This is a genomic window from Streptomyces sp. NBC_01352 (assembly GCF_036237295.1).
In the GTDB taxonomy this organism is placed as follows: domain Bacteria; phylum Actinomycetota; class Actinomycetes; order Streptomycetales; family Streptomycetaceae; genus Streptomyces; species Streptomyces plumbiresistens.
The window spans coordinates 9,270,263-9,295,939 of sequence record NZ_CP108354.1; the positions used below are offsets into that span (position 1 = coordinate 9,270,263).

The 25,677-nt window shown below is 71.9% G+C and carries 20 protein-coding genes; 14 read left to right on the forward strand and 6 right to left on the reverse strand.

Translation table 11 applies throughout. The features are described from left to right. Positions 1–103: 103 nt before the first annotated feature. From OG252_RS42605 to OG252_RS42615, 3 genes are read left to right on the forward strand one after another with little or no spacing between them, the layout of a single operon-like run. Complete coding sequence (locus tag OG252_RS42605; protein WP_266443924.1) at positions 104–1,090, forward strand: hypothetical protein; 987 nt, start codon at positions 104–106, stop codon at positions 1,088–1,090. Between the two features lie 51 nt (positions 1,091–1,141). Continuing rightward, positions 1,142–3,025, forward strand: coding sequence for an HSP90 family protein (locus tag OG252_RS42610; protein WP_266443926.1), 1,884 nt, complete (start codon positions 1,142–1,144; stop codon positions 3,023–3,025). Positions 3,026–3,027: 2 nt separating this feature from the next. Next, complete coding sequence (locus OG252_RS42615; RefSeq protein ID WP_266443928.1) at positions 3,028–5,982, forward strand: hypothetical protein; 2,955 nt, start codon at positions 3,028–3,030, stop codon at positions 5,980–5,982. A 72-nt stretch (positions 5,983–6,054) separates the two neighbouring features. Here OG252_RS42615 and OG252_RS42620 read toward each other — a convergent pair whose 3' ends face one another. Further along, positions 6,055–7,674 carry a PucR family transcriptional regulator gene (locus OG252_RS42620; protein WP_266448787.1) on the reverse strand — a complete coding sequence of 540 codons (1,620 nt, stop codon included), beginning with the start codon at positions 7,672–7,674 and terminating at the stop codon, positions 6,055–6,057. A gap of 258 nt (positions 7,675–7,932) precedes the next feature. Between OG252_RS42620 and OG252_RS42625 the strand changes: the two genes are divergently transcribed. From OG252_RS42625 to OG252_RS42635, 3 genes are read left to right on the forward strand one after another with little or no spacing between them, the layout of a single operon-like run. After that, positions 7,933–9,201 (forward strand): aspartate aminotransferase family protein, encoded by a 1,269-nt coding sequence (locus OG252_RS42625; RefSeq protein ID WP_266443931.1) that lies wholly within the window; start codon positions 7,933–7,935, stop codon positions 9,199–9,201. Further along, entirely contained in the window at positions 9,198–9,467 is a 270-nt protein-coding gene (locus OG252_RS42630; RefSeq protein ID WP_266443933.1) for a hypothetical protein, read from the forward strand. Before OG252_RS42625 ends, OG252_RS42630 begins: the two co-directional genes overlap by 4 nt. After that, positions 9,464–10,903: an NAD-dependent succinate-semialdehyde dehydrogenase gene (locus tag OG252_RS42635; protein ID WP_266443936.1), complete on the forward strand. Its 1,440-nt coding sequence runs from the start codon at positions 9,464–9,466 to the stop codon at positions 10,901–10,903. The genes OG252_RS42630 and OG252_RS42635 overlap by 4 nt, the downstream gene beginning before the upstream one ends. A gap of 119 nt (positions 10,904–11,022) precedes the next feature. On the opposite strand, the gene OG252_RS42640 is transcribed toward OG252_RS42635, so the two are convergent. From OG252_RS42640 to OG252_RS42660, 5 genes are all read right to left on the reverse strand, one after another. Beyond that, on the reverse strand, positions 11,023–11,784 hold the full coding sequence (locus OG252_RS42640) for a class I SAM-dependent methyltransferase (RefSeq protein WP_266443939.1): 762 nt from the start codon (positions 11,782–11,784) through the stop codon (positions 11,023–11,025). A 134-nt stretch (positions 11,785–11,918) separates the two neighbouring features. Continuing rightward, positions 11,919–13,151 carry an aminotransferase class V-fold PLP-dependent enzyme gene (locus OG252_RS42645; RefSeq protein WP_266443941.1) on the reverse strand — a complete coding sequence of 411 codons (1,233 nt, stop codon included), beginning with the start codon at positions 13,149–13,151 and terminating at the stop codon, positions 11,919–11,921. A gap of 5 nt (positions 13,152–13,156) precedes the next feature. Beyond that, positions 13,157–14,476 carry a pyridoxal-phosphate dependent enzyme gene (locus OG252_RS42650; protein WP_266443944.1) on the reverse strand — a complete coding sequence of 440 codons (1,320 nt, stop codon included), beginning with the start codon at positions 14,474–14,476 and terminating at the stop codon, positions 13,157–13,159. Continuing rightward, positions 14,473–15,948: a Y4yA family PLP-dependent enzyme gene (locus OG252_RS42655; protein WP_329342917.1), complete on the reverse strand. Its 1,476-nt coding sequence runs from the start codon at positions 15,946–15,948 to the stop codon at positions 14,473–14,475. Before OG252_RS42655 ends, OG252_RS42650 begins: the two co-directional genes overlap by 4 nt. Before the next feature lie 179 nt (positions 15,949–16,127). Beyond that, complete coding sequence (locus OG252_RS42660) at positions 16,128–16,679, reverse strand: GNAT family N-acetyltransferase (RefSeq protein ID WP_266443947.1); 552 nt, start codon at positions 16,677–16,679, stop codon at positions 16,128–16,130. A 276-nt stretch (positions 16,680–16,955) separates the two neighbouring features. Between OG252_RS42660 and OG252_RS42665 the strand changes: the two genes are divergently transcribed. The 8 genes from OG252_RS42665 (at position 16,956) to OG252_RS42700 (ending at position 25,583) form a co-directional block, all read left to right on the forward strand. Continuing rightward, positions 16,956–17,603 carry a choice-of-anchor M domain-containing protein gene (locus tag OG252_RS42665; protein WP_266443950.1) on the forward strand — a complete coding sequence of 216 codons (648 nt, stop codon included), beginning with the start codon at positions 16,956–16,958 and terminating at the stop codon, positions 17,601–17,603. Continuing rightward, positions 17,603–19,276, forward strand: coding sequence for a choice-of-anchor M domain-containing protein (locus tag OG252_RS42670; RefSeq protein WP_266443953.1), 1,674 nt, complete (start codon positions 17,603–17,605; stop codon positions 19,274–19,276). The genes OG252_RS42665 and OG252_RS42670 overlap by 1 nt, the downstream gene beginning before the upstream one ends. Positions 19,277–19,362: 86 nt before the next feature. Then, a complete protein-coding gene (locus tag OG252_RS42675) occupies positions 19,363–20,898 on the forward strand; it encodes an anchored repeat ABC transporter, substrate-binding protein (protein WP_266443956.1) in 1,536 nt (511 codons plus the stop codon). Between the two features lie 5 nt (positions 20,899–20,903). After that, a complete protein-coding gene (locus OG252_RS42680; protein ID WP_266443958.1) occupies positions 20,904–22,493 on the forward strand; it encodes a TIGR03773 family transporter-associated surface protein in 1,590 nt (529 codons plus the stop codon). Continuing rightward, positions 22,486–23,241 (forward strand): anchored repeat-type ABC transporter ATP-binding subunit, encoded by a 756-nt coding sequence (locus OG252_RS42685; RefSeq protein WP_266443960.1) that lies wholly within the window; start codon positions 22,486–22,488, stop codon positions 23,239–23,241. The genes OG252_RS42680 and OG252_RS42685 overlap by 8 nt, the downstream gene beginning before the upstream one ends. Further along, positions 23,238–24,119: an anchored repeat-type ABC transporter permease subunit gene (locus tag OG252_RS42690; RefSeq protein WP_266443962.1), complete on the forward strand. Its 882-nt coding sequence runs from the start codon at positions 23,238–23,240 to the stop codon at positions 24,117–24,119. Before OG252_RS42685 ends, OG252_RS42690 begins: the two co-directional genes overlap by 4 nt. Positions 24,120–24,159: 40 nt before the next feature. Further along, positions 24,160–24,537, forward strand: coding sequence for a hypothetical protein (locus OG252_RS42695; RefSeq protein ID WP_266443965.1), 378 nt, complete (start codon positions 24,160–24,162; stop codon positions 24,535–24,537). Positions 24,538–24,548: 11 nt separating this feature from the next. Next, positions 24,549–25,583 (forward strand): GTP-binding protein, encoded by a 1,035-nt coding sequence (locus tag OG252_RS42700; RefSeq protein ID WP_266443968.1) that lies wholly within the window; start codon positions 24,549–24,551, stop codon positions 25,581–25,583. The last annotated feature ends 94 nt before the right edge of the window (positions 25,584–25,677 follow it).

Sequence of the window (25,677 nt, forward strand, 5' to 3'; positions counted from 1 at the left end):
GGACCGGGCCCGTGAAGTGCCGGTGAAAACCCTGTGGAAGTGGTGTCGGTGGGGCCGTTTATGCTGCACCGGACGATCACGCGGGACCAGGGGAGGGCGCGGCATGTTCGGCAAGCTGTTCGGCAGGGGAGCGGAGAGACCGGCGGCGGATCCGTACGCCCTTCCTGTTCCGCGCAGGGAGAAGAACGGGATGTACACGCTGCGCGCGCTCGGGGACGCGCGGGTGCTCGCGCTGGTGGAGGCGGCCGGCGCGGGTGGCTGGGAGGCGGTCAAGGCGGCGCTGGCACCGTTCGATCTCGGCCGCGACCACCAGATCCTGGGTGAACTCGCCGACGTGGACGGTGTGCAGGACTGGATCGGCCGGGCCGTCGAGGAGGACAAGGAGCACCGGGCGACGGCCCTGCTGATATCCGGGGCGCGCCACATCATCTGGGGCTGGGAGGCGCGCACCGCCGAGCGTGCCGTGAACGTCACGCAGGAGCAGTGGCGCATCTTCCACGAGCGGCTCCACATCGCCGAAGAACAGCTGCTCGAGGCCGCCGAGTTGCGGCCGGACTGGGTCACCCCGTGGCGCCGCCTCCTCACCTCCGGTCGCGGCATGTCGCTGGGCACCGCCGTCAACGAGACCCGCCGCGACGCCGCCCTGCGCCGCGACCCGCTGGACCTCGAGACCCACCTCGAGTGGCTGTCGCAGCTGCAGCCCCGCTGGGGCGGCGAGCCGGGCCAGGCCCTGGCGTTCGCCCAGGAGGCGTCGGCCCGCGCCCCGCAGGGGCACCGCCTCGGCTGCGTGATCGCCATGGCGTACATCGAGGAGTGGGTCGAGTCGGAGCGCGCCGACTGCCTCGAAACCCCCGAGATCCAGGCGCAGTTGAGGGAAGCGGCGGACCACAGCATCCTCCACCCCGGCTACGTGTGGCGCCCGGGCTGGCAGCACGACTTCAACATGTTCGCCATGGCCCTGTCGCTGGCCGGTGAGCGCCACACGGTCCGGCGCGTGTTCCAGACGCTGGACGGCGCCTACACCAGCTGGCCCTGGACCTACTTCGCGGAGCCCGAGAAGCAGTTCGCCCGCCGCCACCGCCGCGCCTGAGCGCACGCCGGCTCGATACCGCCCGCCACCCCTCCCACTCCGGACTGCCCGATGACTCTGCCCGACACCGCCGCGAACGCGGCCGGCGCCGACCGCACCTTCCAGGTGGATCTGCGCGGCCTCGTCGACCTCCTCTCCCACCACCTCTACTCCAGCCCCCGCGTCTACCTGCGCGAACTCCTGCAGAACGCGGTCGACGCGCTCACCGCCCGGCACGCCCTCGATCCGGCCGCCTCCGCCGACGCCCTCGGCATCCGTCTGTACGCTGACGGCTCGGTGGTACGCGTCGAGGACGACGGCGTCGGTCTCACCGAGGCCGACGTGCACACCTTCCTCGCCACGATCGGCCGCAGCAGCAAGCGGGCCGAGCGCATTGCCGAGCAACGCGGCGACTTCATCGGCCAGTTCGGCATCGGCCTGCTCTCCTGCTTCCTGGTCGCGGACGAGATCCACGTCCTGAGCCGCTCCGCCCGCACCCCCGACGCCCTGGCCGTCGAGTGGCGTGGACGCGGCGACGGCAGCTACACCGTCCGCACCCTGCCCGCCTCCGCCCGCCCCCGGCCAGGCACCACCGTCACGCTGACGCCGCGCGCCGACGCGGGCGAGTGGACCCGCCCGGCCCAGGTGCACGCGCTGGCCCGGCACTTCGGCACCCTGCTGCGCCACCCGGTGACCTTCGACGACGGCACAGGCGGCACAGGCGGCACAGGCGGCCCGGCAGGTCCGGGAGGTCCTGGGGCGTCCGTCAACCCCGAGCCCGCACCCTGGGCACGTACGTACCCCACACCAGGAGCCCGCTCCCGCGCGCTGGCCGCGTACGGCCAGGAGGTGTTCGGGTTCACGCCGCTGGACACCATTGAACTGGACCTGCCCGCCGTGGGCCTGAAGGGCATCGCGTGCGTGCTGCCCGAGACCGTGCCGGCCGGGCGCCGCCACGGCCACCGCGTGCACGTCAAGGGCATGCTGCTGTCCGAACAGGCCGAGGAGATCCTGCCCGAGTGGGCGTTCTTCGTCCGCTGCGTCGTCGACGCCGAAAGCCTGCGACCGACCGCGTCCCGCGAGTCCCTCTACGAGGACGACACCCTCGCCGCCGTCCGTGACGCACTCGCCGAGCGGCTGCGCGCCTGGATCGCGCGGGCCGCGGCCAGCGACCCGGACCTGCTCGCCCGCTTCCTCCAGGCCCACCACCTGGCCGTGAAGTCGCTCGCCGTGCACGACGACGAGATCCTGCGGATGCTGCTGCCCTGGCTGCCGTTCGAGACCACCGACGGGCACACCACCCTCGACGAGTTCGCGCGCACCCACCGCACCGTGCTCGTGACGTCGAGCGTGGAGGAGTTCCGGCAGGTCGCCGCCATCGCCTCGGCCGCCGGGCTCGGCGTCGTCAACGGCGGCTACACCTACGACCGCGAACTGGTCCACCGGCTGCCCGAGATCAGGCCCGAGGCCACCGTCGCCGACCTCGACCCGGCGACCCTCACCGCCCACCTGGACCCCGTCGACCGGGAGACGGAACTGGCCGCCGCGGCCTACCTCGCCCGGGCCCGCGACGCCCTCGCCGTCTTCGACTGCGACGTCGCGCTGCGCACCTTCCAGCCCGCCTCCGCCCCCGCCCTCCTCGTCGACAGCCGCGAGGCCCGGCACGAGCGCACCCGCTCCCAGCTCGCCCGTGAGCAGCAGGGCGGCGTGTGGGGCGACATCCTCGGCGCCCTGCGCCAGGAGGCCCCGCGGGCCCAGCTGATCCTCAACCAGCTCAACCCGCTGGTCCGCGCGGCCGTCGCCATCGACGAGCCAGAGCTGGCCCGCACCAGCGCCGAAGCGCTCTACGGGCAGGCCGCGATGCTGTCCCGGCGCCCGCTGAGGCCCGCCGAATCGAGCCTCATCAACCGCTCCTTCCTCGACCTTCTCGCCCACGCCCTCCGCAAGGACAGCTGACGATGCCCACCGCACCCCACCCCCAGAGCACCGACGAGCTGTACCAGGCGCTCAAGGAGAACGACCGGCGCCCCTACGGCCGCACCCGCACCGTCACCGCCGAGGAACTCGTCGACGCCGCCGAGCAGTTCGCCGATCCCGTCCCGCTCGTCCACGCGCTCCTCGAACTCCAGGAGGCGTACACCTACGGCTCCGAACCCCGCAAGTCGCCCGTCGTCTTCGCCCGCCTGCTGACCCTCTTCGACGAGCAGCCCGACGTCTTCGACGAGCGCCTGCGCCACATGCTGTTCTGGCGGTTCAAGTGGGTGGCCCACGCCCTGCGCCAGCTGCCCGAGATACCGCTGGCCAGTCTGCGCCAGTGGCTCACCGAGATGCGCGACCGGTACGAGAAGGCCGACCTCGGCCTCCAGCCCTACTACGGACAGGCGTACGTCCTCGCCGCCCACGTAGGCGAGGACACCACCCTCGCCTACGAGCTGTGGGCGAGCCGCACCCGCACCCGGCTCAGCGACTGCGAGGCCTGCGAGATCTGCGAGCGCGCCCTGTACCACCTCGCGGCGGGCGACGACGAGCGGGCGCTGAGCACCTGGGAGCCCGTCCTGGCCGGGAAGGAGTCCTGCCAGGAGGAGCCGGCTCGCTCCGTCTCGCACGCACTGTTGCCCCTCCTGCGCACCGGCCGCGCCGACCGGGCCCGCGAACTGCACCTCGCCGGCTACCGCAGCTGCCGCCGCAACCCCTCGATGTCCCAGGAGGTCGGCCGGCACCTGGAGTTCTGCGCGCTCACCGGCAACGAGGCACGCGGCCTGGAACTGCTCGCCGAGAACCGGAGCCTGTTCGACGAGGTCGACTCGCCGCTGGACCTGCTCGGCTTCCTCACCGGCGTGGAGGTCCTTCTCCAGCGCGTCGAGTTCCTCGGCCGCGGCGAACTGCCCGTCGCCGGATACGCGGGCCGCACCTGGACGGTGGCCGGCCTGCGCGCCGAGGTGCGCGGCCGCGCCGACGACCTCGCCGCCCGCTTCGACGCCCGCAACGGAACCACCGCCCACACCGACCGCCGCAGGGCCCGCCTCGACCGCGCTCCGCTGCTGGACGCGCTGGAACTGACCCTGCGCCCCCGCAGCCTCGACGACGTGGCCCCGGCCGTCCCGGTCGCCCCGGCCGCCGCGCCCGCCGCCCGTACGGCCGCCGCCGTCCCGGAGTCGCTGCCCGAACTCATCGCCCGGGCACGGGCGTTGGACGAGCAGGGCCACCCGGACGCACAGGCCTGCTGGGCCCGGCTGCGCACGCTCGTCGTCACCCGCGACTACACCCACCCCGACGACCCGGCCGTGGGCCCGCTCGTACAGCTGCGCGCGGACCTGCTGGCCGACGAGGCGGGCCGGGCCGGCGAGAAGGACGAGTTCGCCGTCGCCGCCGACCTCTACGAGGAGGCCGCGGGCCTGTACGAGGACGCCGCACTGCCGGGCCACGCGGCGCTCGCCCGCGCCAGTGCCCTGCTCGCCTCGGCCGAGATCCCCGCGCAGGGCGCAGCCGACGCGACCGAGGCCAAGACCGCCGCACTCACCGCCGCCCACGCGTCCATCGTCCGCCTGCAAGAGAAGACGCCCGGCCTCGTCCCGTACCAGGAGGCCCGCCTGCTGCGGCTGCGGGCGACCGCGCTCGGCATGCGCCTGCAGACGACGGGGAGCGAGGAGCACGTCGCACCGGTCTTCGCCGAGGCGGACCTGCTGCACGCGTTCGCCACCCGGCACGATGTCGCCGGGCAGATCTCCGGCGCCCTGCTGCTGCGAGCCAGCACGTACGCCCTCTCCGGCGACCTGCCCACCGCGGTCACCGAGATCGACGCCGTCGTCGACCGGCTGAAGGCGCACGGCCCCGCCTGGCACCTGCCCCGCACGCTCGGCCTGCGCGGCCGGCTCCACCTCGGCCTCCGGGACGCCCAGACCGCCTACGGGGACCTCACCGAGGGCCTGCGTCTGGCCGCCGACTGGCCGGCCGACGCGGTCGACACCAGCCGCCTCCACGGTGATCTGGCCGAGGCCTGCATGCACCTGGGCCGCCCCGACGAGGCCCTGCGGCACCTGACGCGCTCGGCGGAGGTGGACCTGCGGCGCGGCAGCCGGACGGACGCGTTCTGCTCCTACAGCAACGCGGCCCAGCTCACTCTCGACCTGGGGCGCGTCGAGGACTGCATCGCTCTGCTCGACTCCCTGCTGGCCGAACCGGACGTCGCCGCCGGAGAGCTGGACGACCGGATCGTGGCTCAGCTGCGCCTGACCCGCGCCCGCGCGCTGCACGCGGGGGAGGACCTCAAGGCCGCCACCGCGGAGTTCGTCGCGCTCGCGGCCGAGTCGGCCGGCTGGGACGACGACCCGGGGAGCCACGCCATGATCGCCGCGGAGACGGCCGTACTCCTCGGCGAGTCCGGCGAGTTCGGCCGGGCCCGCGAGGCGGCGGACCAGGCGATCGCCGCCCACGCCAGGGCCCCGCGCTACGAGCAGCTCAGCAACTGCCTGCGCGAACTCGCCCGCCTCCAGGCCCAGCAGCAGGGAGCCGACGGTCTGGCCGACGCCCGCGCCTTCCTCGCCGACGCCGGCCGGATCGCCGACGAGGCCCGCGCCGCCGAGTACGAGCCCCACGACCGTTCCCTGGAGTCGGCCCTGGCCTACGAACACGGGCGGGTCAACGCGTACGCAGGCGAGTACGAGGACGCCCTCGCCGCCCTGGAGAAGGCCCTCGCCCTGCTCGGCGAGCCGGGGCCGGAGGAGGACGACCGCGCGGGCGAGTGGGCCGAGTGCGTCCGCCTCGCGGGCGCCGTGGAGGGCATCTACCTGGAACGCCCCGACCCCGCCCTCACCCGCCTCGACGCGGCGGTCTCCCGCCTGACCGCCTCGGGCCACACCGAGGAGACCGAGTCGCTGATCGCCCTGGCGGCACGGCTGCGCGACGAGGAGTGACGCGACGGTGCCGGGGCGACAGCCCGCCCCGGCACCGTTTTCTGCGTCCGGAAGACACGAGGTCGGCCCCGCTCAGCCGACGCGGAAGACGTCCAGCGCGGTCAGGGCCACGTGCAATGCGGTGCGCTGGTCGCCGGATTCGAGGTCGCAGTCGAGCAGGCGCTCGATGGTACGCACGCGTTGATAGAACGTCTCGCGGGACAGGCCGCCGCGGCGGGCGGCGCTGGTCTTGTTGCCGGCGGCGTCCAGGTAGTGGCGGAGGGTCGTCAGCAGGTTGGTGCCGTGCCGGGTGTCGTGATCGAGGAGGCGGCCGAGTTGTTGTTCGGCGTATTCCTGGATCCGGGTGTCCTCGCGGAGCGCGTACAGCAGGCGGCGCAGGTCGACATCGGCGCGTTCGTGGAAGGAGCGGCCAGGCGGGAGGGGCTGGTCGGGCGGGGTGGCCTCGGCCACGCGGGTTGCCTGGTGGAAGGATCGGGGGGCGTCGGTGAGATGGGCGACCTCGGAGCCGACGCTCACGACGGCCCGCGGGGAGAGGGCGAGCGCGGCGTGGCTCAGCCGTTCGACCGTGGGTTGCCAGGGGTGTGAGGGGCTCAGGGCGAGCAGTACTCCCAGGCGGCCGGGGGCCAGTTCGCCGAGGAGTGCCGGGATTCCCGTTGTCTGCAGGTCCTGGGACAGGCGGGATTCGGGGTTCGCCGTGGTGCCTTCGGCGGGGAGGTCCACCACGACCGTGAGGAAGCCGCAGTTCTCGGTGGGCAGGCCCAGTGCGGCCAGGCGGGCGTGGACGTCTTCGGGGGAGCGGTGGCGCTGCTCGAGGAGGTCGCGCAGGGCGTTGCGGTGCGCGGTGCGTTCCCAGGGCGTGGGATGGATGAGGCGGGCGACGGTCAGGGCCATCGCCGTTCTCTCCAGGACGGTGATGTGCTCCGGTCCGAAGGCCGGTTCGGTGGCGGGGGCGGGCAGCATGGCCACACGGCCCCAGCGTTCGCCTTGGTATTCGACCGGTGCGGTGAGCCAGCCTTCCGGGCCGCACTGGCTCGTGCGGTCGCCGGGCGGGGTGGCTCTGGAGCGTTGCTCCCAGTCGGTGAGCGCTTCCTCCAGAGTGGTGCCGGAGGGTTCGCAGATCAGTGCCTGGTGGACCAGGTTTTCCAGGACGACCGTGTGGCCGCTCATCTCGGCTGCCGCGCGCATCACGTCCTCCGGTCCGGCGCCGCGCAACGTCAGAGTGGTGAACGCCTCGTGGACGCGCTGGGTGCGGCGCATCGCCTCGGCCTGGTTGCCGAGGATGAGCGCGTGGACGACCTGGGTGACCTCGAGGAAGTTGACGTCCTTCGCGAGGGTGATCAGCGGCAGCCCGCGGGCGCGGCAGGCGTGGACGAGGGCGTCGGGCGGACGGTGGTAGCGCCGTACGAGTTCGATGAGCAGGGCCGCCGCCCCGACGCCGGCGAGTTCGTCGACGTAGCGGCGGATTCCCGCGGGCTCCTCGGGCAGGGGCATGCCGGTGGTCAGCACGAGTTCGCCGCCCTTGAGGAAGGAGGCGGGGTCCGTCAGCTCGGTGATGTGGACCCAGCGGACGGGCCGGTCGAGGCCGGTCACGCCGGTGACGACCCGGGGCCGGCCGACGGCCAGTACGGGGAGGGCCAGGACGTCGGCGAGGGTGAGGGTGCGTCCGGGCGGACTGCTGTCCGGGTCGTCCATGTCCGGCGGTCCCGCCGTCGAGGGGGTGTCGTTCACGGTGTCTCCCTGGTGCCGGTCACTGTGACAAGCCTCGCCGACCTGCGCAGGAGGTGGTCCGCCGCGGGCGGCGGGGCAGCGGGCGCCGCATCACGGGCGCGTGCTTGACACAACGTCAGAACAGGATGCCCTCACCGGACAGATCGCGTATTGGCGCCCGGCTGGGCGGCGGAGATGCTCGGGGGACCGCACCAGTCCGACAACGCACGCCGGGAGACGAACATGACCGCACTGTCGCCGCACCTCCGTCAGGCTACTCCCGTGGTGGCGGCCCGGGGCGAGGGCGTCCACCTCTACGGCGAGGACGGCCGCCGCTATCTCGACTTCACCGCGGGTATCGGCGTGACCAGCACCGGTCACTGCCACCCGAGGGTCGTGGCGGCGGCGCAGGAGCAGGTGGCCACGCTGGTGCACGGCCAGTACACGACGGTCATGCACCGGCCGCTGCGGCAGCTGGTCGACAAGCTCGGCGAGGTGCTGCCGGCCGGCCTGGACAGCCTGTTCTTCACCAACTCCGGCAGCGAGGCCGTCGAGGCGGCGCTGCGGCTGGCCCGGCAGGCCACCGGCCGGCCGAACGTCCTCGTCTGTCATGGCGGCTTCCACGGCCGTACTGTCGCCGCCGCCTCCATGACCACCTCGGGCACCCGCTTCCGCTCCGGTTTCTCGCCGCTGATGAGCGGTGTGGTCGTGACCCCCTTCCCGACGGCCTACCGGTACGGCTGGGACGAGGAGACCGCCACCCGCTTCGCCCTCCAGGAGCTCGACTACACGCTGCAGACGATCTCCTCGCCCGCCGACACGGCCGCCGTCATCGTCGAGCCGGTCCTTGGCGAGGGCGGGTACGTGCCCGCGACCCGCGCCTTCCTGGAGGGGCTGCGCGAGCGCGCCGACCGGCACGGCTTCCTGCTGATCCTGGACGAGGTGCAGACGGGCGTGGGTCGCACCGGCCGCTTCTGGGGCCACGACCACTTCGGCATCACGCCGGACATCCTCGTCACCGCCAAGGGCCTGGCCAGCGGGTTCCCGCTGTCCGGCATCGCCGCCTCCGAGGAGTTGATGTCGAAGGCGTGGCCCGGTTCGCAGGGCGGGACCTACGGCGCCAACGCCGTCGCCTGCGCCGCGGCCGTCGCCACGCTCGACGTCGTCCGGGACGAGAAGCTCGTGGAGAATGCCGACGCCATGGGGGCGCGGCTGCGCCAGGGCCTGGAGGCGGTGGCGGCCCGCACGCCGGGGATCGGAGACGTACGCGGCCTGGGTCTGATGCTGGCCACCGAGTTCGTCACCGAGGACGGCAGCCCGGACCCGGAGACCGCCGCCCGGGTTCAGCGTGCAGCGGTGGACGAAGGGCTGCTCCTGCTGCTGTGCGGGGCCTGGAACCAGGTCGTGCGCATGATCCCGGCGCTGGTGATCGACGAGACGGCGGTGGACGAGGGACTCCGGGCATGGGCGACCGCGGTGGAGGCCGGTACCTCAGGACAGTCGGCACGATGAGCGCCAGCGTGGCGCGGCTGACCGCCCGGCTCGCCGAGACGGCTCCGGGCCCGCGGGTGGAATCCGGCCCGGGCGCCCTCGGCCGGTACGCCTACGACGCCTCCAACCACCGCGTCCCCCCGCAGGCTGTGGCCTTCTTCGCCGTGGCCGACGGCTTCAGCCGCGCCCCCCAGATCGACCACCTCGTCGGTGACCGGGGCGTCCGCGCCCTGCATCTCGCGGAACTCCTCGACCCCGCCGCCGATCAACCAGGAGAGACGTCATGACCGACACACCCACGCAGTTGTTCATCGGCGGTTCCTGGCTGGACGCCGCGGACGGCGCCACCATGCCCGTGGACGACCCCGCGACCGGCGAGATCATCGCCCGCGTCGCCGACGCCGGCGCCAAGGACGCCCGCCTGGCGGAGGACGCGGCCGTCCAGGCGCAGGAGGCGTGGGCCCGTACGGCACCGCGGGCACGCAGCGAGATCCTGCGCCGCGCCTACGAGATCATCCTCGAGCGCACCGACGAACTCGCCCACCTGATGACGTCCGAGATGGGCAAGCCGCTCGCCGAGGCCCGGGGAGAGGTGGCGTACGCGGCGGAGTTCTTCCGCTGGTTCTCCGAGGAGGCCGTCCGTATCGACGGCGGCTCGGGCATCCTGCCCGACGGCCGCAACCGCATGCTGCTCTCCCGCCGCCCGGTCGGCCCGTGCCTGCTGATCACCCCGTGGAACTTCCCGCTCGCCATGGGCACCCGCAAGATCGGCCCGGCGATCGCGGCCGGCTGCACGATGGTGCTCAAGCCCGCCCCGCAGACCCCGCTCTCCAGCCTGGCCCTCGCCGCGATCCTCAAGGAGGCCGGGTTGCCGGACGGCGTGCTGAACGTCGTCACCACCTCCCGTGCGGGGGAGGTGTGCGAACCGCTCCTGCGCGGCGGCCGGCTGCGCAAGCTCTCCTTCACCGGCTCCACCGATGTCGGGCGGCTGCTGCTCGCCCAGTGCGCCGACGCGGTTGTCCGGACCTCGATGGAACTGGGCGGGAACGCGCCGTTCATCGTCTTCGAGGACGCCGACCTCGACGTGGCCGTCGACGGCGCGATGCTCGCCAAGATGCGCAACATGGGCGAGGCGTGCACGGCCGCGAACCGGTTCTTCGTCCACCGGTCGGTGGCGGAGGAGTTCGGGCGCCGCCTGGCCGAGCGCATGGGCGCGCTCGTGGTGGGCCCCGGCACCCGGGACGGCGTCGACGTCGGCCCGCTGATCGACGCCGCCGGGCGGACCAAGGTCGAGGAGCTGGTCGCCGACGCGGTGGAGCGCGGCGCCCGGGTGCTCGTCGGCGGCCGTACGCCCGAAGGCCCGGGTTGCTTCTACCCGCCGACCGTGCTCACCGACGTGGACCCCGGCAGCGGCCTGATGGACACCGAGATCTTCGGACCGGTCGCGGCGATCCTCACCTTCGACGACGAGGACGAGGTCGTCCGCCGCGCCAACGACACCCCCTGGGGTCTGGTCGGCTACCTCTTCACCGAGGGCCTGGACCGCGCTCTTCGCGTCAGCGAACGCCTGGAGGTGGGCATGGTGGGCCTCAACACCGGCCTCGTCTCCAACCCGGCCGCGCCCTTCGGCGGCGTCAAGCAGTCCGGACTCGGCAGGGAGGGTGGCCGGGTCGGCATCGACGAGTTCCTGGAGTACCAGTACCTCGCGGTGCCCGTGCGATGACGGCGGTCATGCCCTGACGCCACCTGCCCTACGCCGCTCGGTGTCGGCCAGGGCTTTCGGTACGGCCCCCTCACCTGCCCCGCAGGCCCACGGGAGCCGCTTTTCACGGCTCGTCCGCGTTATCGGACGGCCACGACCACGTAGCTCTCGCCGTACTGCCACACCGGACCCGCCTGGCCGAAGCCGGCCTCGTGCAGCAGGCTCAGGTGGCCGGAGAGGGGCAGGGCGCGGCCATGGCCGGTGCCGCTCGCCGTCCGGCGGCGGCGCTCGGCGAGCAGGTCGGTCAGTTCCGGGTCGTCCGCGACGGCCGCCCACCAGGACGTCCAGTCCTCGTGGGCGAACGCCTGCTGCCGGTCGGCCCGCAGGCGTCCGACGTGGGCGGTGAGGTCGGCCGGGCCGGAGTGGTCCTGCGGGAGATGGTCGCCGTTGACCAGCACGCCGCCGGGCCGCAGCAGTGCGGCGAGCTGCCGGTACGTACGGCGGAGGGTGTCGGTGTCGAGGTAGTGCAGTGCCGTCGTCGTGACGGCCGCGTCCAGTGGACGGTCCAGGTCCAGCGCCTCGGTCCAGCCGGTCTCGCCGATCACCGCGTCGACGTAGCGGGCCGCGTCGGCGTGGTGGGTGCGGGCCAGCTCCAGCAGCAGGGGGTCCATGTCCACGGCCACGATGTCCGCGTCCGGCAGCCGGCGGGCCAGTCTGGCCGCCAGCGAGCCGGGCCCGCAGCCCAGGTCGGCGATGAAGGGCCGGCCCGCGCGGCCCGCGGCGATGTGCTCGACGACGTCGGCGATCACGGTGAACCGCTCCTCACGGTCGACGGCGTACCGCTGCTGCTGCCGCTCCCAACGCTCCACCCACCGCGCGGCCGTAGCCATGCTCAGCCCCATCCGGTCGTGCCACCTCGCCGTCTCGCACCTGTCGTTCCTCGCCCCACAGAGGTTACAGGTGAAAACGGTTTCCATTGCCCCGGATCGTCCATTCGGATCGACCATTCGGATCGGCCATTAATTGGGCATCCGCATCACTGGAGTCCGTGGAGAACGGACAGCAACCGGTCGATCTCCTCCAGGGTGTTGTACGCGTGCAGGCTCACCCGCACGGAGTCGGTCTTCTCGCCCGCTCTGCCCTGGCAGTGGCTGTCGGACCGGACCATGAAGCCGTGGCTGAAGAGGATGAACCCGAGGTCGCCCGAGTCGATGGCCCGGTGGCGGAAGGTGACGATGCCCTGGCGGCGTTGGACGGTGGAGTCGGCGGCCAGGCTGAGCGGACAGCCGAGCACCTCGTAGGCGTCCAGGTGGCGCAGCCCTTCGGTGAGCCGGGCCGCCAGGGCGACCGTCCAGCGTTCGATGCGGTCGACGCCGGTGGCGTCCAGCCAGTCCAGGGCCGCTGCCAGGGAGGCGATGCCGGCGGTGTTCGGGGTGCCGCTCCAGCCGCCGGGGGCGAAGGCAGGTCCGCGTGCCTGGCGGGCCCAGACCGCGCCGGTGCCGGGCAGGGCCAGGGCCTTGTGCCCGGAGAAGACGGCGAAGTCCACGTCCAGGTCGGCCACGGACACCGGCTGGTGGCCGACGCTCTGGGCGGCGTCCAGGCAGATGACCGCGTCCGGGCCGACCGCCCGGCGGATGCGGTGCGGGTTCATGTCGCCGCCGTAGACGTGGTGGACGTGAGTGGCGGCGACGAACCGGGTCCGGGGACCGGCCAGTTCGGCGAGCGCGAGGTGGTCGTAGTCCCCGGAGCCCGGCTGGTAGGGCATGGGCCGGACGCGGACGTGCACACCCTGGCGGGCGAGCAACTGCTGCGTCTCCAGCCAGGGGAGGATGTTGGCCTGGTGGTCGGCGACCGGTACGACGATCTCGTCGCCGTCGGAGAGGAAGCCGGCCAGCCAGTCGCGGGCGATCGTGCGCAGCCCCTCGGTCGTGCCGCTGGTGAAGTGGACGGCCGAGCGCTCCGGGTGCGGGTCGCCCAGGAACTCCTTGACCCGGTCGCGGGTGCGCTCGACCAGGTCGGTGGTCCGGTTGGCCCAGGTGTAGGTGCCGCGACCGGCGTTGGCGTTGGTGGTGGTGAGATACGTCCGCACCGCGTCCAGGACGGCCAGCGGCTTCTGTGCCGTGGCCGCGCTGTCCAGGTAGGCAGGCTCCGGGGAGCCCGGGTCGGGCTGCCCGGAGAAGATCGGGAACTGCGCGCGGACCTCGCGCTGCCAGGAGCGCAGGTCCTCGAGGTCGGGGCGGCCGTGGTCGCGGGTCGTGGGTGCGGTCATGCCGGTCAGTCCCGTACCAGGGGTGCGCCCGCGTCGCGCCACGCGATGATGCCGCCCGCCAGGCCACGGACGTCGGGGTGCCCCATCCGGGTCAGCAGCGCCGCGTACCGGGCGGACTGCTCGCCCACCGGACACGCCAGCAGCACCGGCTGCCGCCTGCTGAACGGCAGGCCGCCCTGGACGAGTTCCCCGAACAGTTCGTCGACGATGTTGACCGAGCCGTCGATGTGCAGCGCGGCGTACGCGTAGGGGCTGCGCAGGTCGACGACGAGCGGACGGTCGGTGGCGATCCACGCCTGGGCGTCGCCGACGCCGATGGCCGGGGCCGTACGTATCTCCGCGTCGGACAGGTCGGCCGGCGAGTTCTTCCGGGGCGGCCGGCCCAGCAGATCGGGCCGTCGCTGCCGCACATAGCTCAGATAGCTCTCCACACGGTCGCAGACGATGAACACCGCCACCTGACGCTCCGTCAACTCCGCGTCCACCGGCCGCAGATGACGTACGGCGCCGAAGTAGGCGGCCCCGCCGGTCGGTCCGGCCAGGATGCCGCACCGGCGATTCAGGGCCAGCATCCCCTCGATCGCGTCGTCGGCGCTCACCGACTCCATCGTGTCGTACGTGTCCGGGTCGAACAGGCCGACCTCCTGCACCTCGTCGATGGTGCGGATGCCGGGGATGAAGTCGGACTTGGCCGCGACCAGGCCGAGCACCCGCACGGCCGGATCGGTCTCCCGCAGGACGCGGGCCACACCCGTCGAGGAGCCCGCGGTGCCCACGCACGCCACGAACCAGTCCGGTGCCCGGCCGTCCAGGTCCTTCACGATCTCCGGTCCGGTGCCGGTGAGATGGGCGTCGGTGTTGCGCGGGTTGAAGTACTGGTCGGTGTGCAGATAGGCGCTGCCGGAGGCGGACAGGTTCCGGTGGAAGAGGGTCAGCGGATCGTCGGTCGCGGTCGGGTCCAGACACTCGCTCTGTCCCGGCAGTTCCTCGATCTGAGCGCCGAGCAGCAACAGGAGGTCCTTTATCTCCGGCACTCGCATCCGGTTGGTGACGCTCTTGAAGGTCAGCCCGTGCATGCCCGCGATGACCGCGAGCGCCTTCGCCGTGTTGCCGCTGGACAACTCAACGATCTGGCTGCCGTGTTCGACCGCCTCACTCAGGTGCGGGCGCGCCATGTTCCAGGCGGCCCGGTCCTTGACCGAGCCGAAGGGGTTGAGCAGTTCGAGCTTGGCGTACAGGTCGATGTTCCGCAGTCCGTGCACGTCCGGGTCGATGCGCACCAGCGGGGTGTTGCCTATGGCCTCGGTGATGCTGTCGTACCTCAATGGGGTTCTCCCGGGAGGGTGATCGGCCAGTACTGGTCGTCCGGGCACCAGCGCCAGGCGCCGCCGTCCTGCCAGACGGCGGCCTTGTGGGCGACGGGCTGGAGCTGGGCGCGGGTGGCGTGGAAGTCCATGGCGTAGCCGGCGGTGTTGGCGAAGACCATCAGGTCGCCCGGCGCGGGACGGCGCGGCAGGAAGACCGTACGCCGGGTGATCATGTCCGTCTCCAGGCACAGGCTGCCGAACAGGTACACGCCGACGGGCTCCCCGCCGTCCGTACGCGGCCCGGTGTCGCTCCTGGGGATCACGACGGGGTCCATCAGCACGCCGTGCTCCTCCAGGGCCACGTCGTTCGCCTTCAGCGCCAGCCGTACGAGCAGTTCGGCACCGGTGTCCGGGGAGCGCACCTCCAGCACCTTGGCCACCGTGATCCCGCACTGGTCGAGCAGAGCCCGGCCCGGCTCCGTGTACAGGTCGTAGAGGTGCTCCAGCAGCAGTGCCGCGAGGGGGCGGCCGCCCAGGGAGGCGGCGGGCTGCATCAGCAGCTCGTCGAGGTACCGTGCCCCGGCCACCGGCCGGTGGGCAGGGTAGAGCCCGAGGGCGCCGCGCAGCGTACCGGCCTCGTTGCGCAGACCGTAGCCGTGCCCGCCCCAGGCCAGGGGAGGGCGTCTGCCCAGCACCGCGGAGGTGAGTTCGGTGGTGTACCGCTCCCACTGCTCCCCGTCGGCAAGGTAGTTGACGCCGAATCCGCCACCGATGTCCACGGCCCGGGGGCGCAGGCCCCGGCTCCGGCACACCTCCAGGGCTTCCAGACAGCCTTCCAGGGCCGTCGCCTTCTCCGCGACGCCGGTCGTGTCCAGGTGGTAGGCGACGCCGGTCAGGTCGACCGCGCCGGCATGCCGTTCGACGGCTTTCAGCAGGGGGTCCAACTCCGGTACGGGTGTGCCGAAGCGACTCGGCCGGCTCAGCACCTTGACGCCGGACGCCTCGAATCCCGACAGGCGCAGCAGGATACGTACGGGGGAGAGCCGGTGCGCGCGCACCAGCGCGGCCAGCTGGTCGAGTTCGGATCCGCCGTCGACGCTCACGGTGACGCCCGTGCGCGCGGCGAGCCACAGGAATTCGGGGTTCTTGGGGCCGGTGGCCGTGATCCGGTCGGGTGTGAAACCGGCGCCGAGAGCGTGCTGGAGCTCGCCCAGGGACGCGACGTCCACCCCGGCGTCCGTGGCGGCGAGTCGGCGCAGCAGGGCGCTGGAGCGGTTGGCCTTGTGGGCGTAGAAGACCTGGCCCGAGAGACGGTGCTCGCGGTACACGGACCGGAGCCGCGCCAGGTTCTCGGCTAACTGGTCCGGCACCACGAGGTTGAGTGGCGAGCCGAGCGCGTCGGTGAGCATGTGCAGGAAGTCCGCCGACTCCAGCAGCGACCGAAGCCGCGGCCCGAGCCGGGGTTCCAGATACAAGGGCCCTCCACCCACACGCGGTACCCCTCCCACTGAGGCCGCCGCGCCCTGATCCGGGCACGTCCGACACTTCCCGCGGTTTTGCCGTATACCCCCTTTCCATTCCTCGGTCTGTTTACGCCCTGTGGTGCATGGGCCTTGCCTTCGCTTTGCGAGTGAACAAGGTCTGCAGAGGGCACGTCGAACCGGACGGTTCAGAGACTGAGGCACATCAGGATGTCGTCGCGGTCGTCGCCAGGGGCCACGCGCAGCGCGCCCGGCCATCGGCCCACTTCGGTCCATCCCAGGCTCCGGTAGAAGTGCTCGAGCCCGAGACCCCCTCGCGCACTGAGCTGCAGTTGCTCCAGTTTCAAGTCCTCCGCGGCGATCTCCCGGACGCGGGTCATGAGTGCGGTGCCGATTCCTTGCCGGCGGAAGCGTGGGTGGGTCTGGACGTGGTTGACCACCCCCCAGTGCGCGATCAGCGGATGAGGGTCCCGGCGAACGAGCAGCCAGCCCGCGAGTGTTCCGTCGATGGTCGCGACGAGCAGTCGACCGCGCTCCGGATCGAGTCCGTCGATGAGCCGTTCTGCCGCCGGACCGACGTCCCGCACGCTGACGGGAGGCAGGGGAATCCCGGGCGCGATCACCGCGCCGCCCGCGTTGATGACGGCTGTCCAGCAGTCGACCAGCTGTCCCCTCAGCTCCGGAGTGATCTCGTGCGACCGGGCGATCTGCAGGAACTCGGGGGAGTCGGACACAGTCATGGGATCAGCCTCCCAGGCGAGCCGGCGAATCCGGAGGCGGAGGCGGAGGGGATCCGGGGCACGGGCACCTGCCGGACCGGCGGTGGGGAGCCAGGCTTCACATCAATCTCATTGCCCCCTCATTTGAAAATGATTATCATCTTGTTGTGCCCAAGTGGGCATGAGCATGACCTGGGGGGTCTCTTTTGCGTACCCGCAACCACGAGCCCGGTGACTGAAGCGCGAAAGACGTTTCACCCCATACCCACCTTTTCTCATGATCCTTGGGGGATCACCATGCGTACTCTCGCCCGCACTCTGACCGTCTCCGGTTCCCTCGCCGCGGCAGTCGCGCTCGGCGGCCTCGCGGCCACGCCGGCGCTGGCGGCCACCACGCTGTCCAGCGGCCACGTCGACGTCCTCGACGCCGAGTGGGACGGCGCCGACCTGCACCTGCACGTCCACGACGAGGAGACCGACACCGAGTACGAGCCGGCCGACGTGACCCTGTCGGTGCCCGCGGCCGCGAAGGTCGCCAACCCGGGCTACGGGTTCCTCGGTTCGGGCAGCCAGGTCTGGCTGCTGCCGGACACCGAGGCCGAGGCCGACGCGGCCGGGGTGCTCTTCCCGGGCATCTCCACCGAGCACCTCACCACGGGGGTCCTCGCGAACAACAACGTCACGTACACCCTGGTCAGCGCCACCCGCAACGGCGCCGCCACGGAGGACTTCAGCATCTACGCGGGCAGCGGCAGCCGCTGGTTCGACAGCAACACCGCCACCACGAGCTTCAAGTCCAGAACCTTCGCCGTCGCCACCCACAACCACGCCAACTGGGCCTTCGAGGAGGCAGGCACCTACCAGCTCACGTTCCGGGTCCAGGGCACGGTCGGCGGCGTGACCGAGTCGGCCACCGAGACCTTCACCGTCGTCGTCAGCTCGTGATGCGGGCCCTGACGCGCGGCAGACGCGCCTACACGGCCGCGGCTCTCACCGCAGCGACCGCTGTGCTCCTGAGCGCGGCAGGGCTGGTCGGCGGCGGCAGCGGGAACGCCCGCGCCGCCGGCGGTGCCGTCGTCCTGGACGAGGGCGAGCTCGACTTCACGCCCCGACCGGTCGACGGAAAGCTGGAGTTGCAGATCGACGACCGCAGCAGCGGCACGACGGCCGTGCGCGAGCCGTCCCAGGTCGTGCTGCACGCCCCGGCGTCCTCCCTGCAGTACACCCCGGACCCGGTGGCCACGGCGCTCGGCACGACCAACATGGACTCCTGGCAGCTGGGCGGCTGGGAGGCGGAGAACATCTTCGCGCCGGAGCCGGGCTGGAACGGCTCCGAGGCGGGGGACGACACCGAGATCACGCTGTCCGGATACGACGGGCCCGGCGACTTCGGTATGGCCACGTACACCCCCGAGATGGACAACGCGGACGCTCCGGCGATCCCGTATCTCGGCAGTGTCGAGTCCGTTCAGCGCAGCTTCACGCTGCCCGGCGACGAGGAACGGCTGCTTCCCGTCTGGCAGTTCACCGCGGAGGGCGTCCACCGGCTCACCTTCACCGTGACGAGCGGCGGCTCCTCGGACACCGAGACCCTCGCCGTGGTCGTCGGCGACGACGTCGACCCGGCCGGCGTCCTGCCCGGTGACGGCTCCACTCCGACGGCTTCCCCGACGGATTCGCCGACCGGCTCGGCGACCGCGAGCCCGTCGCCCACCGCCCCGGCGGCGCACGTCATCGCCGAGGGCCACGTCGACATGGCGGCCCGCCCGACAGGCGGCGACCTGGAGTTCCAGCTCAAGGAGGGCACCGAGCTCAACCACGAGTGGTACGAGCCGGGCGAGGTGGTCATGCACGTACGGCCCGCCGCCAAGCGGAAGATCCCGGACGGGTACACGTTCCTCGGCACCCCGGGCGACGCGGTGTGGTGGCTGCCGCTGCAGCAGAACGCCGGCATCGTGTGGCCGGGCTGGAACACCACGGAGTACGCCAAGGCCGACCTCGACGGTCGCGTCGCCTTCCGGCTGGACTCCGTGCAGGGCCCCGGGAACATCGCGATGTTCCACAACGACGCGATGGGCGTCCCGGTCGTCTCGCTCAACAGCGGTGACGGTCTGCCCGACGCCCATACCCTCGGTGCGGGCACCCACAGCCACTTCGACTGGGTGTTCAGCGCCGAGGGCGTCTACCGCACCACCTTCACGGTCAGCGCGACGCTCGCCGACGGCACGAAGGTCAGCGACACGGAGACCATCGCCTGGGTGGTCGGGGACGACACGGATCCGTCGACCGTGACGCCGGGTGAGGGGGACGAGCCGACGGCGACGCCGACGGCCACCCCGTCGGGGTCGGCCTCCGTGACGCCGACCGCGACCGTGTCCCCTTCGCTGCCCGCGTCCGGCTCGGCGTCCGCCTCCGCCTCGCCCCCGGCAACGGACCCGGGCTCCGGATCCACCGGAGCCGGCGGAAGTTCGTCGACCGGCGGGAGCGGCACCTCGGTGTCCGGCGGGCTTGCCTCCACCGGTGCGCAGGTCGGCACGATCGCGGGCATCGCCGTGGCCGCCGTGCTCATGGGTGGCGGCGCGGTGCTGTTCGTACGACGTCGCCGTACCGCCCTGTGAAAGCTCCGCGTACGACGGACCGGCGCCTGGCAGCCCTCCGGTCCGTCGTGCGCGGCACTGTCGTGTTCGAGAGAAGGAGGAGCCCCATGCGGGGCCACCCCAGACGCACCATCACCACCGCCGCGCTGATCGCGGCGAGCACGTTACTGTCCGGGTGCAGCGGGCTTCAAGCCAGCTCGTCCGATGCCGAGTTGACGGTGTCGACGACCACCGCGATCATCGCCGACCTCGTCGAGCAGGTCGGCGGTGACCGCGTCGACGCCACCTCGATCGTGCCGCACCACGGCGACCCGCACTCCTACGAGCCGAGCCCCGGCGACGCGGCCAAGGTGACCGAGGCCGACATCGTGTTCAGCAACGGACTGCTGCTCGAAGAGCCCGGAATCATGAAGATGGTTCACACCAACGCCCAGAAGTCCGCCCCGAAGATCGAGATCGCCGAGAAGCTGGAGGAGTACGGCGGCACGGTCATGAAGCTGGAGGAGGATCTCGGGCTCGACGTGCTGTGGCTCGGCTGGGCCGTAGAGGGCGAGGTCGCGGGAGACGGCTCCCAAGTACGCACGACGGCCACGAAGTTGGACGGGCCCGGTGAGCTGCGTGTGTATCTCACCGACACGCTCGGCAAGCCCAAGGTGTACATCGACTCCGCCGACGGCCTCGACGAGGCCGACTCCTTCACTCTGCCGCCCGAGGCGCACACGCACGTCAACTGGGCGTTCAGCGAGCCCGGTACGTACCGGCTGACCGTCGAGGGACAGACCGAGACCCTCGACGGGAAGACCGCGGAGATCGGCACCGGCACCTTCACCTTCACCGTCGGCGACGACACCGAGGCACCCGAGGGCACGAGCGTGCTCGACGGCGGCCACGCCGACGTTGCCCTCAACGCCGAGACCGGCAAGGTGTACGTCCGCGCGGACGACGACAAGAGCGGCGAGCCGGCGCGCCTCGCGGCCGACGGCGTGGTGCTCAACGTGCCCGACCGGGCCAAGGCGGCGGTACCGAAGGAGGAGCCGTATTCCTTCCTCGGCAAGGCGGGCGACCCGCTGTGGGTGCTGCCGCAGGCCGTGATCGGCAAGCATGTGCACGGCGACATGGATCCGCACGCCTGGGCGGACGTCGCCAACGCCGGGGCGTACGTGCGGCGGATCGAGGCCGAGCTGATCAAGGCGGATCCGGAGGGGAAGGCGACGTACGAGAAGAACGCCGCCGTATATCTGAAGACGCTCGGCGCCCTTGACGAGGAGGTCGCGAAGAAGCTCGCGACCGTGCCGGAGCAGAACCGGAAGCTGATCACCACACACGACGCTTTCGGCTACCTCGCCAAGGCGTACGGCATGGAGATCGCGGGCTTCGTCGTGCCCGTGCCGAACCAGGAGCCGAGCGCGGCCGAGGTCGAGGAACTCGGCAACACCATCCGGGAGAAGAAGGTCCCGTCGGTGTTCCTGGAACCGAACCTCGCGGCGCGCGCCGACGTGCTGCGCCGGGTCGCGGAGGACGAGGGGGTCGGGATCTGCACGATCTACGGCGACTCGTTCGACGACAAGGTCGACGACTACGTATCGATGATGCGGCACAACGCGACGGAGCTCGCCAAGTGCCTGGGGAAGGACGCCCGATGAGGGGCATGCGAAGAGTTCAGCGGGTCGCCGTGGCGGTGGTCCTCGCGGCCACACCGGTGGGACTGGCGGGAGGCGGGGTCGCCGTAGCGGACGACAGCACGGCACGTACGGCAGAACCCGGCCTCGGCCGGATCGCCTACGCGGACGGGGCGTTGACCCTGGATCCCGCGGACGGCGCCCAGGTGATCGACGTCGACGACGCCGACGTGGCGGACGCCTCGGCGCCCGGGTGGGACACCACCGGTGTACCCGAGGGCGCGGTGGCTGGGGACACCGTGCGGTGGTCGCTGACCGGGCTCGACGGCCCGGGTGATCTGAAGGTGTACTCGGCCCAGGGCGAGGAGGAAGGCGAGGAGGAGGGCGAGGGCGACACCGCCGAGGACGCGCTGCTGTTCGACAGCGCGGACAACCAGCCGGACGAGCACACGCTCCCGGCGGGCCAAGAGGGCGAGACCCGCTGGGAGTTCAGCGAGGACGGCACGTACCAGGTCATCTTCTCCGCGGAGGCCACGGCGGCTGACGGGCGGGAGTTGTCCGTCGGGACCGTGTACACGGTGGTGGTCGGGGACACGACGGTGGACGGGGAGGACACGGCCACCGAGGAACCGGTCGCCGAGGAGACCCCCACCGAGGAACCCCCCGAGAAGGCGCAGACCCCGACAGCGGCAGAGAAGGCTGTGACGGAGGCGGCCGCAGCCGAACGGCGCACCGCCCTGGCCGTCACCACGGCTGCCACGGACGTCGTGTCCGAGAGGAAGGTCCTTGACGAGGGCCACGTCGACTTCGCCGCCCGCGTCGTCGACGACAAACTGCAGATCCACATCAAGGACGGCACGGTCTCGGGGAAGACCACCTGGCGCGAGCCCTCCTCCGTGGTCCTGCACGTCAAGCCCGCGGCCAAGAACACCCTGCCGGACAGCGACGACTTCGCGTTCCTCGGCAAGGGCGGCGACCCGGTGTGGCTGCTCGACCAGGTGCAGCAGGAGGGACTGCTGTGGCCCGGCTGGTCGACGGACAACATCAAGGCCGGGGCGACCAAGGGAGGCGTGGAGTTCTCACTCACCAAGGTCGACGGTCCGGGAACCTACGCGCTCTACACGTACGACGCGATGTCGGGCGCGAACGTCCTGTTCAACAGCAAGGACGGGGTGCCGGACGCCTTCGACGTCGCGCAGAACACGCATGCGCACGGCGGGTGGGCGTTCACCAAGGAAGGAACGTACCGGCTGACCTTCAAAATGAGCGGCACGCTCGCGAACGGCACGAAGGTCTCCGACACCGAGACGGTCACGTTCGTGATCGGCGACACCGACCCCGGCACGGTGACGCCGGGCGACGGCTCCGGCAAGGGAACCTCCGGGACGCCCGGGACGTCTGGTTCCTCGTCCTCGGGCACGGCAGGCTCCACGTCCGACTCCGGCTCCACGTCCGACTCCGGCTCCACGGGCGGCTCTTCGACGGACGACACCGACGGCACGATGGCCTCCACCGGTGCCGGTCAGGCCGTACTACTGGGCTCGGCCGCCGCCGCACTCACCGCGGTGGGCGCCGCGTCCTACCTGGCCGCCCGGCGCAGGAGGACCGCACATGGCTGACAGCCTGACCGACGGCGCGGGACCGCTGCTGCGGATCACGGGCGCGACCGTCCTGCTCGGCGGCAGGACGGCCCTGGAGAAGGCCGACCTGACCGTCGACGCGGGTGAACTGGTCGGCCTCATCGGCCCGAACGGCGCCGGCAAGACGACCCTCCTGCGCGCCGTCCTCGGGCTCGTTCCGCTGGCCGCGGGCGAGGTGGCCGTCGAACGACGCACTGGGCGGCGGGCCGGGCAGCGCATCGGGTACGTGCCCCAACGGCACGAGTTCGCCTGGGACTTCCCCATCGACATCGCGGGCGCGGTCCTCACCGGCCGCACCCGGCAGATGGGCTGGCTTCGCCGCCCGGGCGCGGCGGACCGGGCGGCGGTGGACGAGGCGCTGGAGCTGACCGGACTCACCGCACTGCGCCGGCGCCCCGTCGGTGAGCTGTCCGGCGGCCAGCGGCAGCGGGTCCTGGTGGCCCGCGCCCTGGCCGCCGGGCCGCGCATCCTGCTCCTGGACGAGCCGTTCACCGGAGTCGACGTCCCCACCCAGGAGTTGTTGAACGAGCTGTTCGGCCGACTGGCCGCGGAAGGCAGGGCGCTGCTGATGACAACCCACGACCTGGCGGCCGCCGCTCGCACCTGCCACCGGGTGGCGCTGATCAACCGCACGGTCGTCGCCGAGGGCGGCCCCGAACTCCTCGCCGACCCCGACCAGATGCTGCGGGCGTTCGGCCTGGACCGCGCGATCGGAGCCGTAGCGTGATCGAGTTGCTCACGGATCCCTGGCAACTGCCCTTCATGCAGCGGGCGTTCGCCGTCGCCGCGGTCATCGGCCTGGTGTGCGGAGTGGTGGGCGTGTACGTCGTGCTGCGCGGCATGGCCTTCATCGGCGACGCCGTCGCCCACTCCGCCTTCCCCGGCGTCGCGCTCGCCTACGCCTTCGAGGGCAACCTCCTGCTCGGCGGTGCCGCGGCCGGCATCACCACGGCCGTGCTGATCGCCTTCGTCTCCCAGAACCGGCGGCTCAAGGAGGACACCGTCATCGGCGTCTTCTTCGCCTTCGCCTTCGGGCTCGGCATCGTCCTGGTCTCCACGCGCGACAGCTGGACGACCGACCTGTCCTCGTTCCTGTTCGGTCAGGTGCTCGCGGTCAGCGCGGCGGACGTGTGGACCGTGGCCGCCATCGGGACCGTCCTGATCGTCGTCGTGCTGGCGATCGGCAAGGAACTGGTCGCCGTCAGCCTGGACCGGGAGGCGGCACGCGCCGCCGGCCTGCCGGTGTTCCGACTGGACCTGGTCCTATATGTCCTGGTCACCACGACGATCGTGATGTCCCTGGAGGCGGTCGGCAACATCCTCGTCCTCGCCCTGCTCATCACCCCCGCCGCCACCGCGCGCATGCTGACCGAGCGGCTGTGGGCGATGACCCTGCTCGCCTCGCTCATCGGCTGCGCCGGAAGCGTGGCAGGCCTGTATGTCTCGTACACCTACGACCTGGCCGCGGGCGGCTCCGTGGTCGTGGTCCTCACCGCCCTCTTCGCCCTCACCTGGTGTCTGGCACCCCGCCACGGCCTGCTCGCGAAACTGGTCCGACGATCCGGAGACCCGACTCTCGGTAACGGAAGGACAGCCGTGCTATAAAAATGGAAACCATTTTCAATAGCTCGGGAAGGGCGCGGATATGAGTGATGCGGCACGCGACCGTAGGGGTCGTCCGTTCACCCTCGTCGTCTGCGCGTCGTGTCACGCCGAGACCGACGGGCTGATGGACGGGCTGCGTCGCGCCGTCCGGGGCTGCCCCCACGGGGTCATGGTCTCCACCGGTTGCCTGGAGAAGGTTCTGCACTGCCGGTCGGACCGCGGGCTGCACGCCGCCGTGCAGCCATGTACGGCGGATCGCAAGCCGGCCGGGGCCGTCGTACGGCTCGGCCCGCTCGTCACCGGGGCCGACGCCGAAGCCGTAGGTGCCTGGCTGCGGGCCGGGATGCCCGACGACGGCACGTTGCCCGACAGGCTCCGCGCGGCGCCCGCCCCGCAGCAAGTCGCCCACCTCAACTGAGGGGCGACGGCGTGCAGAAGGGCCTGCTGAGTGTGGTCGCCGGCAACACCCCCGGCATCCGGGGCGTCGCAGTCGAGCATTTGCCGCGGCTGTCTCCGCGCGCCGTGCGGCTGGCCGCGTCGATCCAGGGTCAGGAGACGGGATACTCGGTCGTCCAGCGTCTCCTGCCGGGCGTCGACGCGTCCGTGCGGGAGGCATCCTGGGGGGCGACGGGAGATCCTGTGGTGATTCTCCGTCAGGACCTCATGTCTCTGCGGCGCAGTGCGGGCCCGGTGCACGTGGTTCTCGCCCTGCCCGGGGACGTCGATGTCCTGCCGTTCCTGGCAGAGTTGTGGCGCGCTCGCGTGGCGAGCGGCACGCTGGGCGACCACTACGAGCCGGCACCCGTGGTGGTCGGAGTGGAGCCGTCGTCGTTCCTGGTGGGCGTCGGTTGCGTTCATCAGGCGGTACGGCTGTGGAGCGGGCGTGAGCATGGTGAGGCCCTGAGCCCGGCCGAGGCTGCCGTTCGGCAGGTGGAGGCGGCGGACGTACTGCTCGTGCCGGCCCCCGCGGGCGGCGACGGCGAACAGGCGTGTACCGCAACCGCGTTGGCCTCCCGGCTCAACCCACGTGCCCGCCTCGTCACATCTCCGGACATCGACGGAGCCGGGTCCGAGCTGCGGGCCTTGCTCGTCCGGGCCGCGCCTCATGGTGCCGAGGGCGAGTGGCAGGCGCGACTGGAGCCGGTGACGGTTCCGGCCGCGCGATACGGTGCCGGCCCAGGGGCGGAGACGGTGCTGTGGCGGGCCCGCCGCCCCCTGCACCCCGGGCGGCTGGCGGACGCGCTCCCCGTCGCGATGCGCGGTGTGGTCCGCGGCCGAGGCCACCTGTGGCTGTGCAGCCGTCCCGACTCCGTCGTGACCTGGCGTTCGGCCGGGGCCCACCTCGAGTTGAGGGAGGCAGACCGCTGGCTGGAGCCCGCGGACACGCGCGTGCGCCGTGTGACTGGACCACCCGGATTGAGTGGATTCATCCGGGTGGTTCCGGGCCCGCTGATGACGAGGTAGGAGCCACGCCACGGGGTACAAGTAAGTCAGGACCCCGAGGTGAGGATGGACGTGATGAACCGGATTCCCCGCTGGGTCGCCCAGGCGGTCGCGG

Excerpts from the sequence above, each read along its gene's own strand:
- OG252_RS42615 (WP_266443928.1), top strand. The coding sequence starts at position 3,028 with ATGCCCACCGCACCCCACCCCCAGAGCACCGACGAGCTGTACCAGGCG.
- OG252_RS42610 (WP_266443926.1), top strand. The coding sequence starts at position 1,142 with ATGACTCTGCCCGACACCGCCGCGAACGCGGCCGGCGCCGACCGCACC.
- OG252_RS42625 (WP_266443931.1), top strand. The coding sequence starts at position 7,933 with ATGACCGCACTGTCGCCGCACCTCCGTCAGGCTACTCCCGTGGTGGCG.
- OG252_RS42645 (WP_266443941.1), bottom strand. The coding sequence starts at position 13,151 with ATGACCGCACCCACGACCCGCGACCACGGCCGCCCCGACCTCGAGGAC.
- OG252_RS42675 (WP_266443956.1), top strand. The coding sequence starts at position 19,363 with ATGCGGGGCCACCCCAGACGCACCATCACCACCGCCGCGCTGATCGCG.
- OG252_RS42695 (WP_266443965.1), top strand. The coding sequence starts at position 24,160 with ATGAGTGATGCGGCACGCGACCGTAGGGGTCGTCCGTTCACCCTCGTC.
- OG252_RS42620 (WP_266448787.1), bottom strand. The coding sequence starts at position 7,674 with ATGGACGACCCGGACAGCAGTCCGCCCGGACGCACCCTCACCCTCGCC.
- OG252_RS42685 (WP_266443960.1), top strand. The coding sequence starts at position 22,486 with ATGGCTGACAGCCTGACCGACGGCGCGGGACCGCTGCTGCGGATCACG.
- OG252_RS42680 (WP_266443958.1), top strand. The coding sequence starts at position 20,904 with ATGCGAAGAGTTCAGCGGGTCGCCGTGGCGGTGGTCCTCGCGGCCACA.
- OG252_RS42665 (WP_266443950.1), top strand. The coding sequence starts at position 16,956 with ATGCGTACTCTCGCCCGCACTCTGACCGTCTCCGGTTCCCTCGCCGCG.
- OG252_RS42640 (WP_266443939.1), bottom strand. The coding sequence starts at position 11,784 with ATGGGGCTGAGCATGGCTACGGCCGCGCGGTGGGTGGAGCGTTGGGAG.
- OG252_RS42630 (WP_266443933.1), top strand. The coding sequence starts at position 9,198 with ATGAGCGCCAGCGTGGCGCGGCTGACCGCCCGGCTCGCCGAGACGGCT.
- OG252_RS42670 (WP_266443953.1), top strand. The coding sequence starts at position 17,603 with ATGCGGGCCCTGACGCGCGGCAGACGCGCCTACACGGCCGCGGCTCTC.
- OG252_RS42635 (WP_266443936.1), top strand. The coding sequence starts at position 9,464 with ATGACCGACACACCCACGCAGTTGTTCATCGGCGGTTCCTGGCTGGAC.
- OG252_RS42660 (WP_266443947.1), bottom strand. The coding sequence starts at position 16,679 with ATGACTGTGTCCGACTCCCCCGAGTTCCTGCAGATCGCCCGGTCGCAC.
- OG252_RS42605 (WP_266443924.1), top strand. The coding sequence starts at position 104 with ATGTTCGGCAAGCTGTTCGGCAGGGGAGCGGAGAGACCGGCGGCGGAT.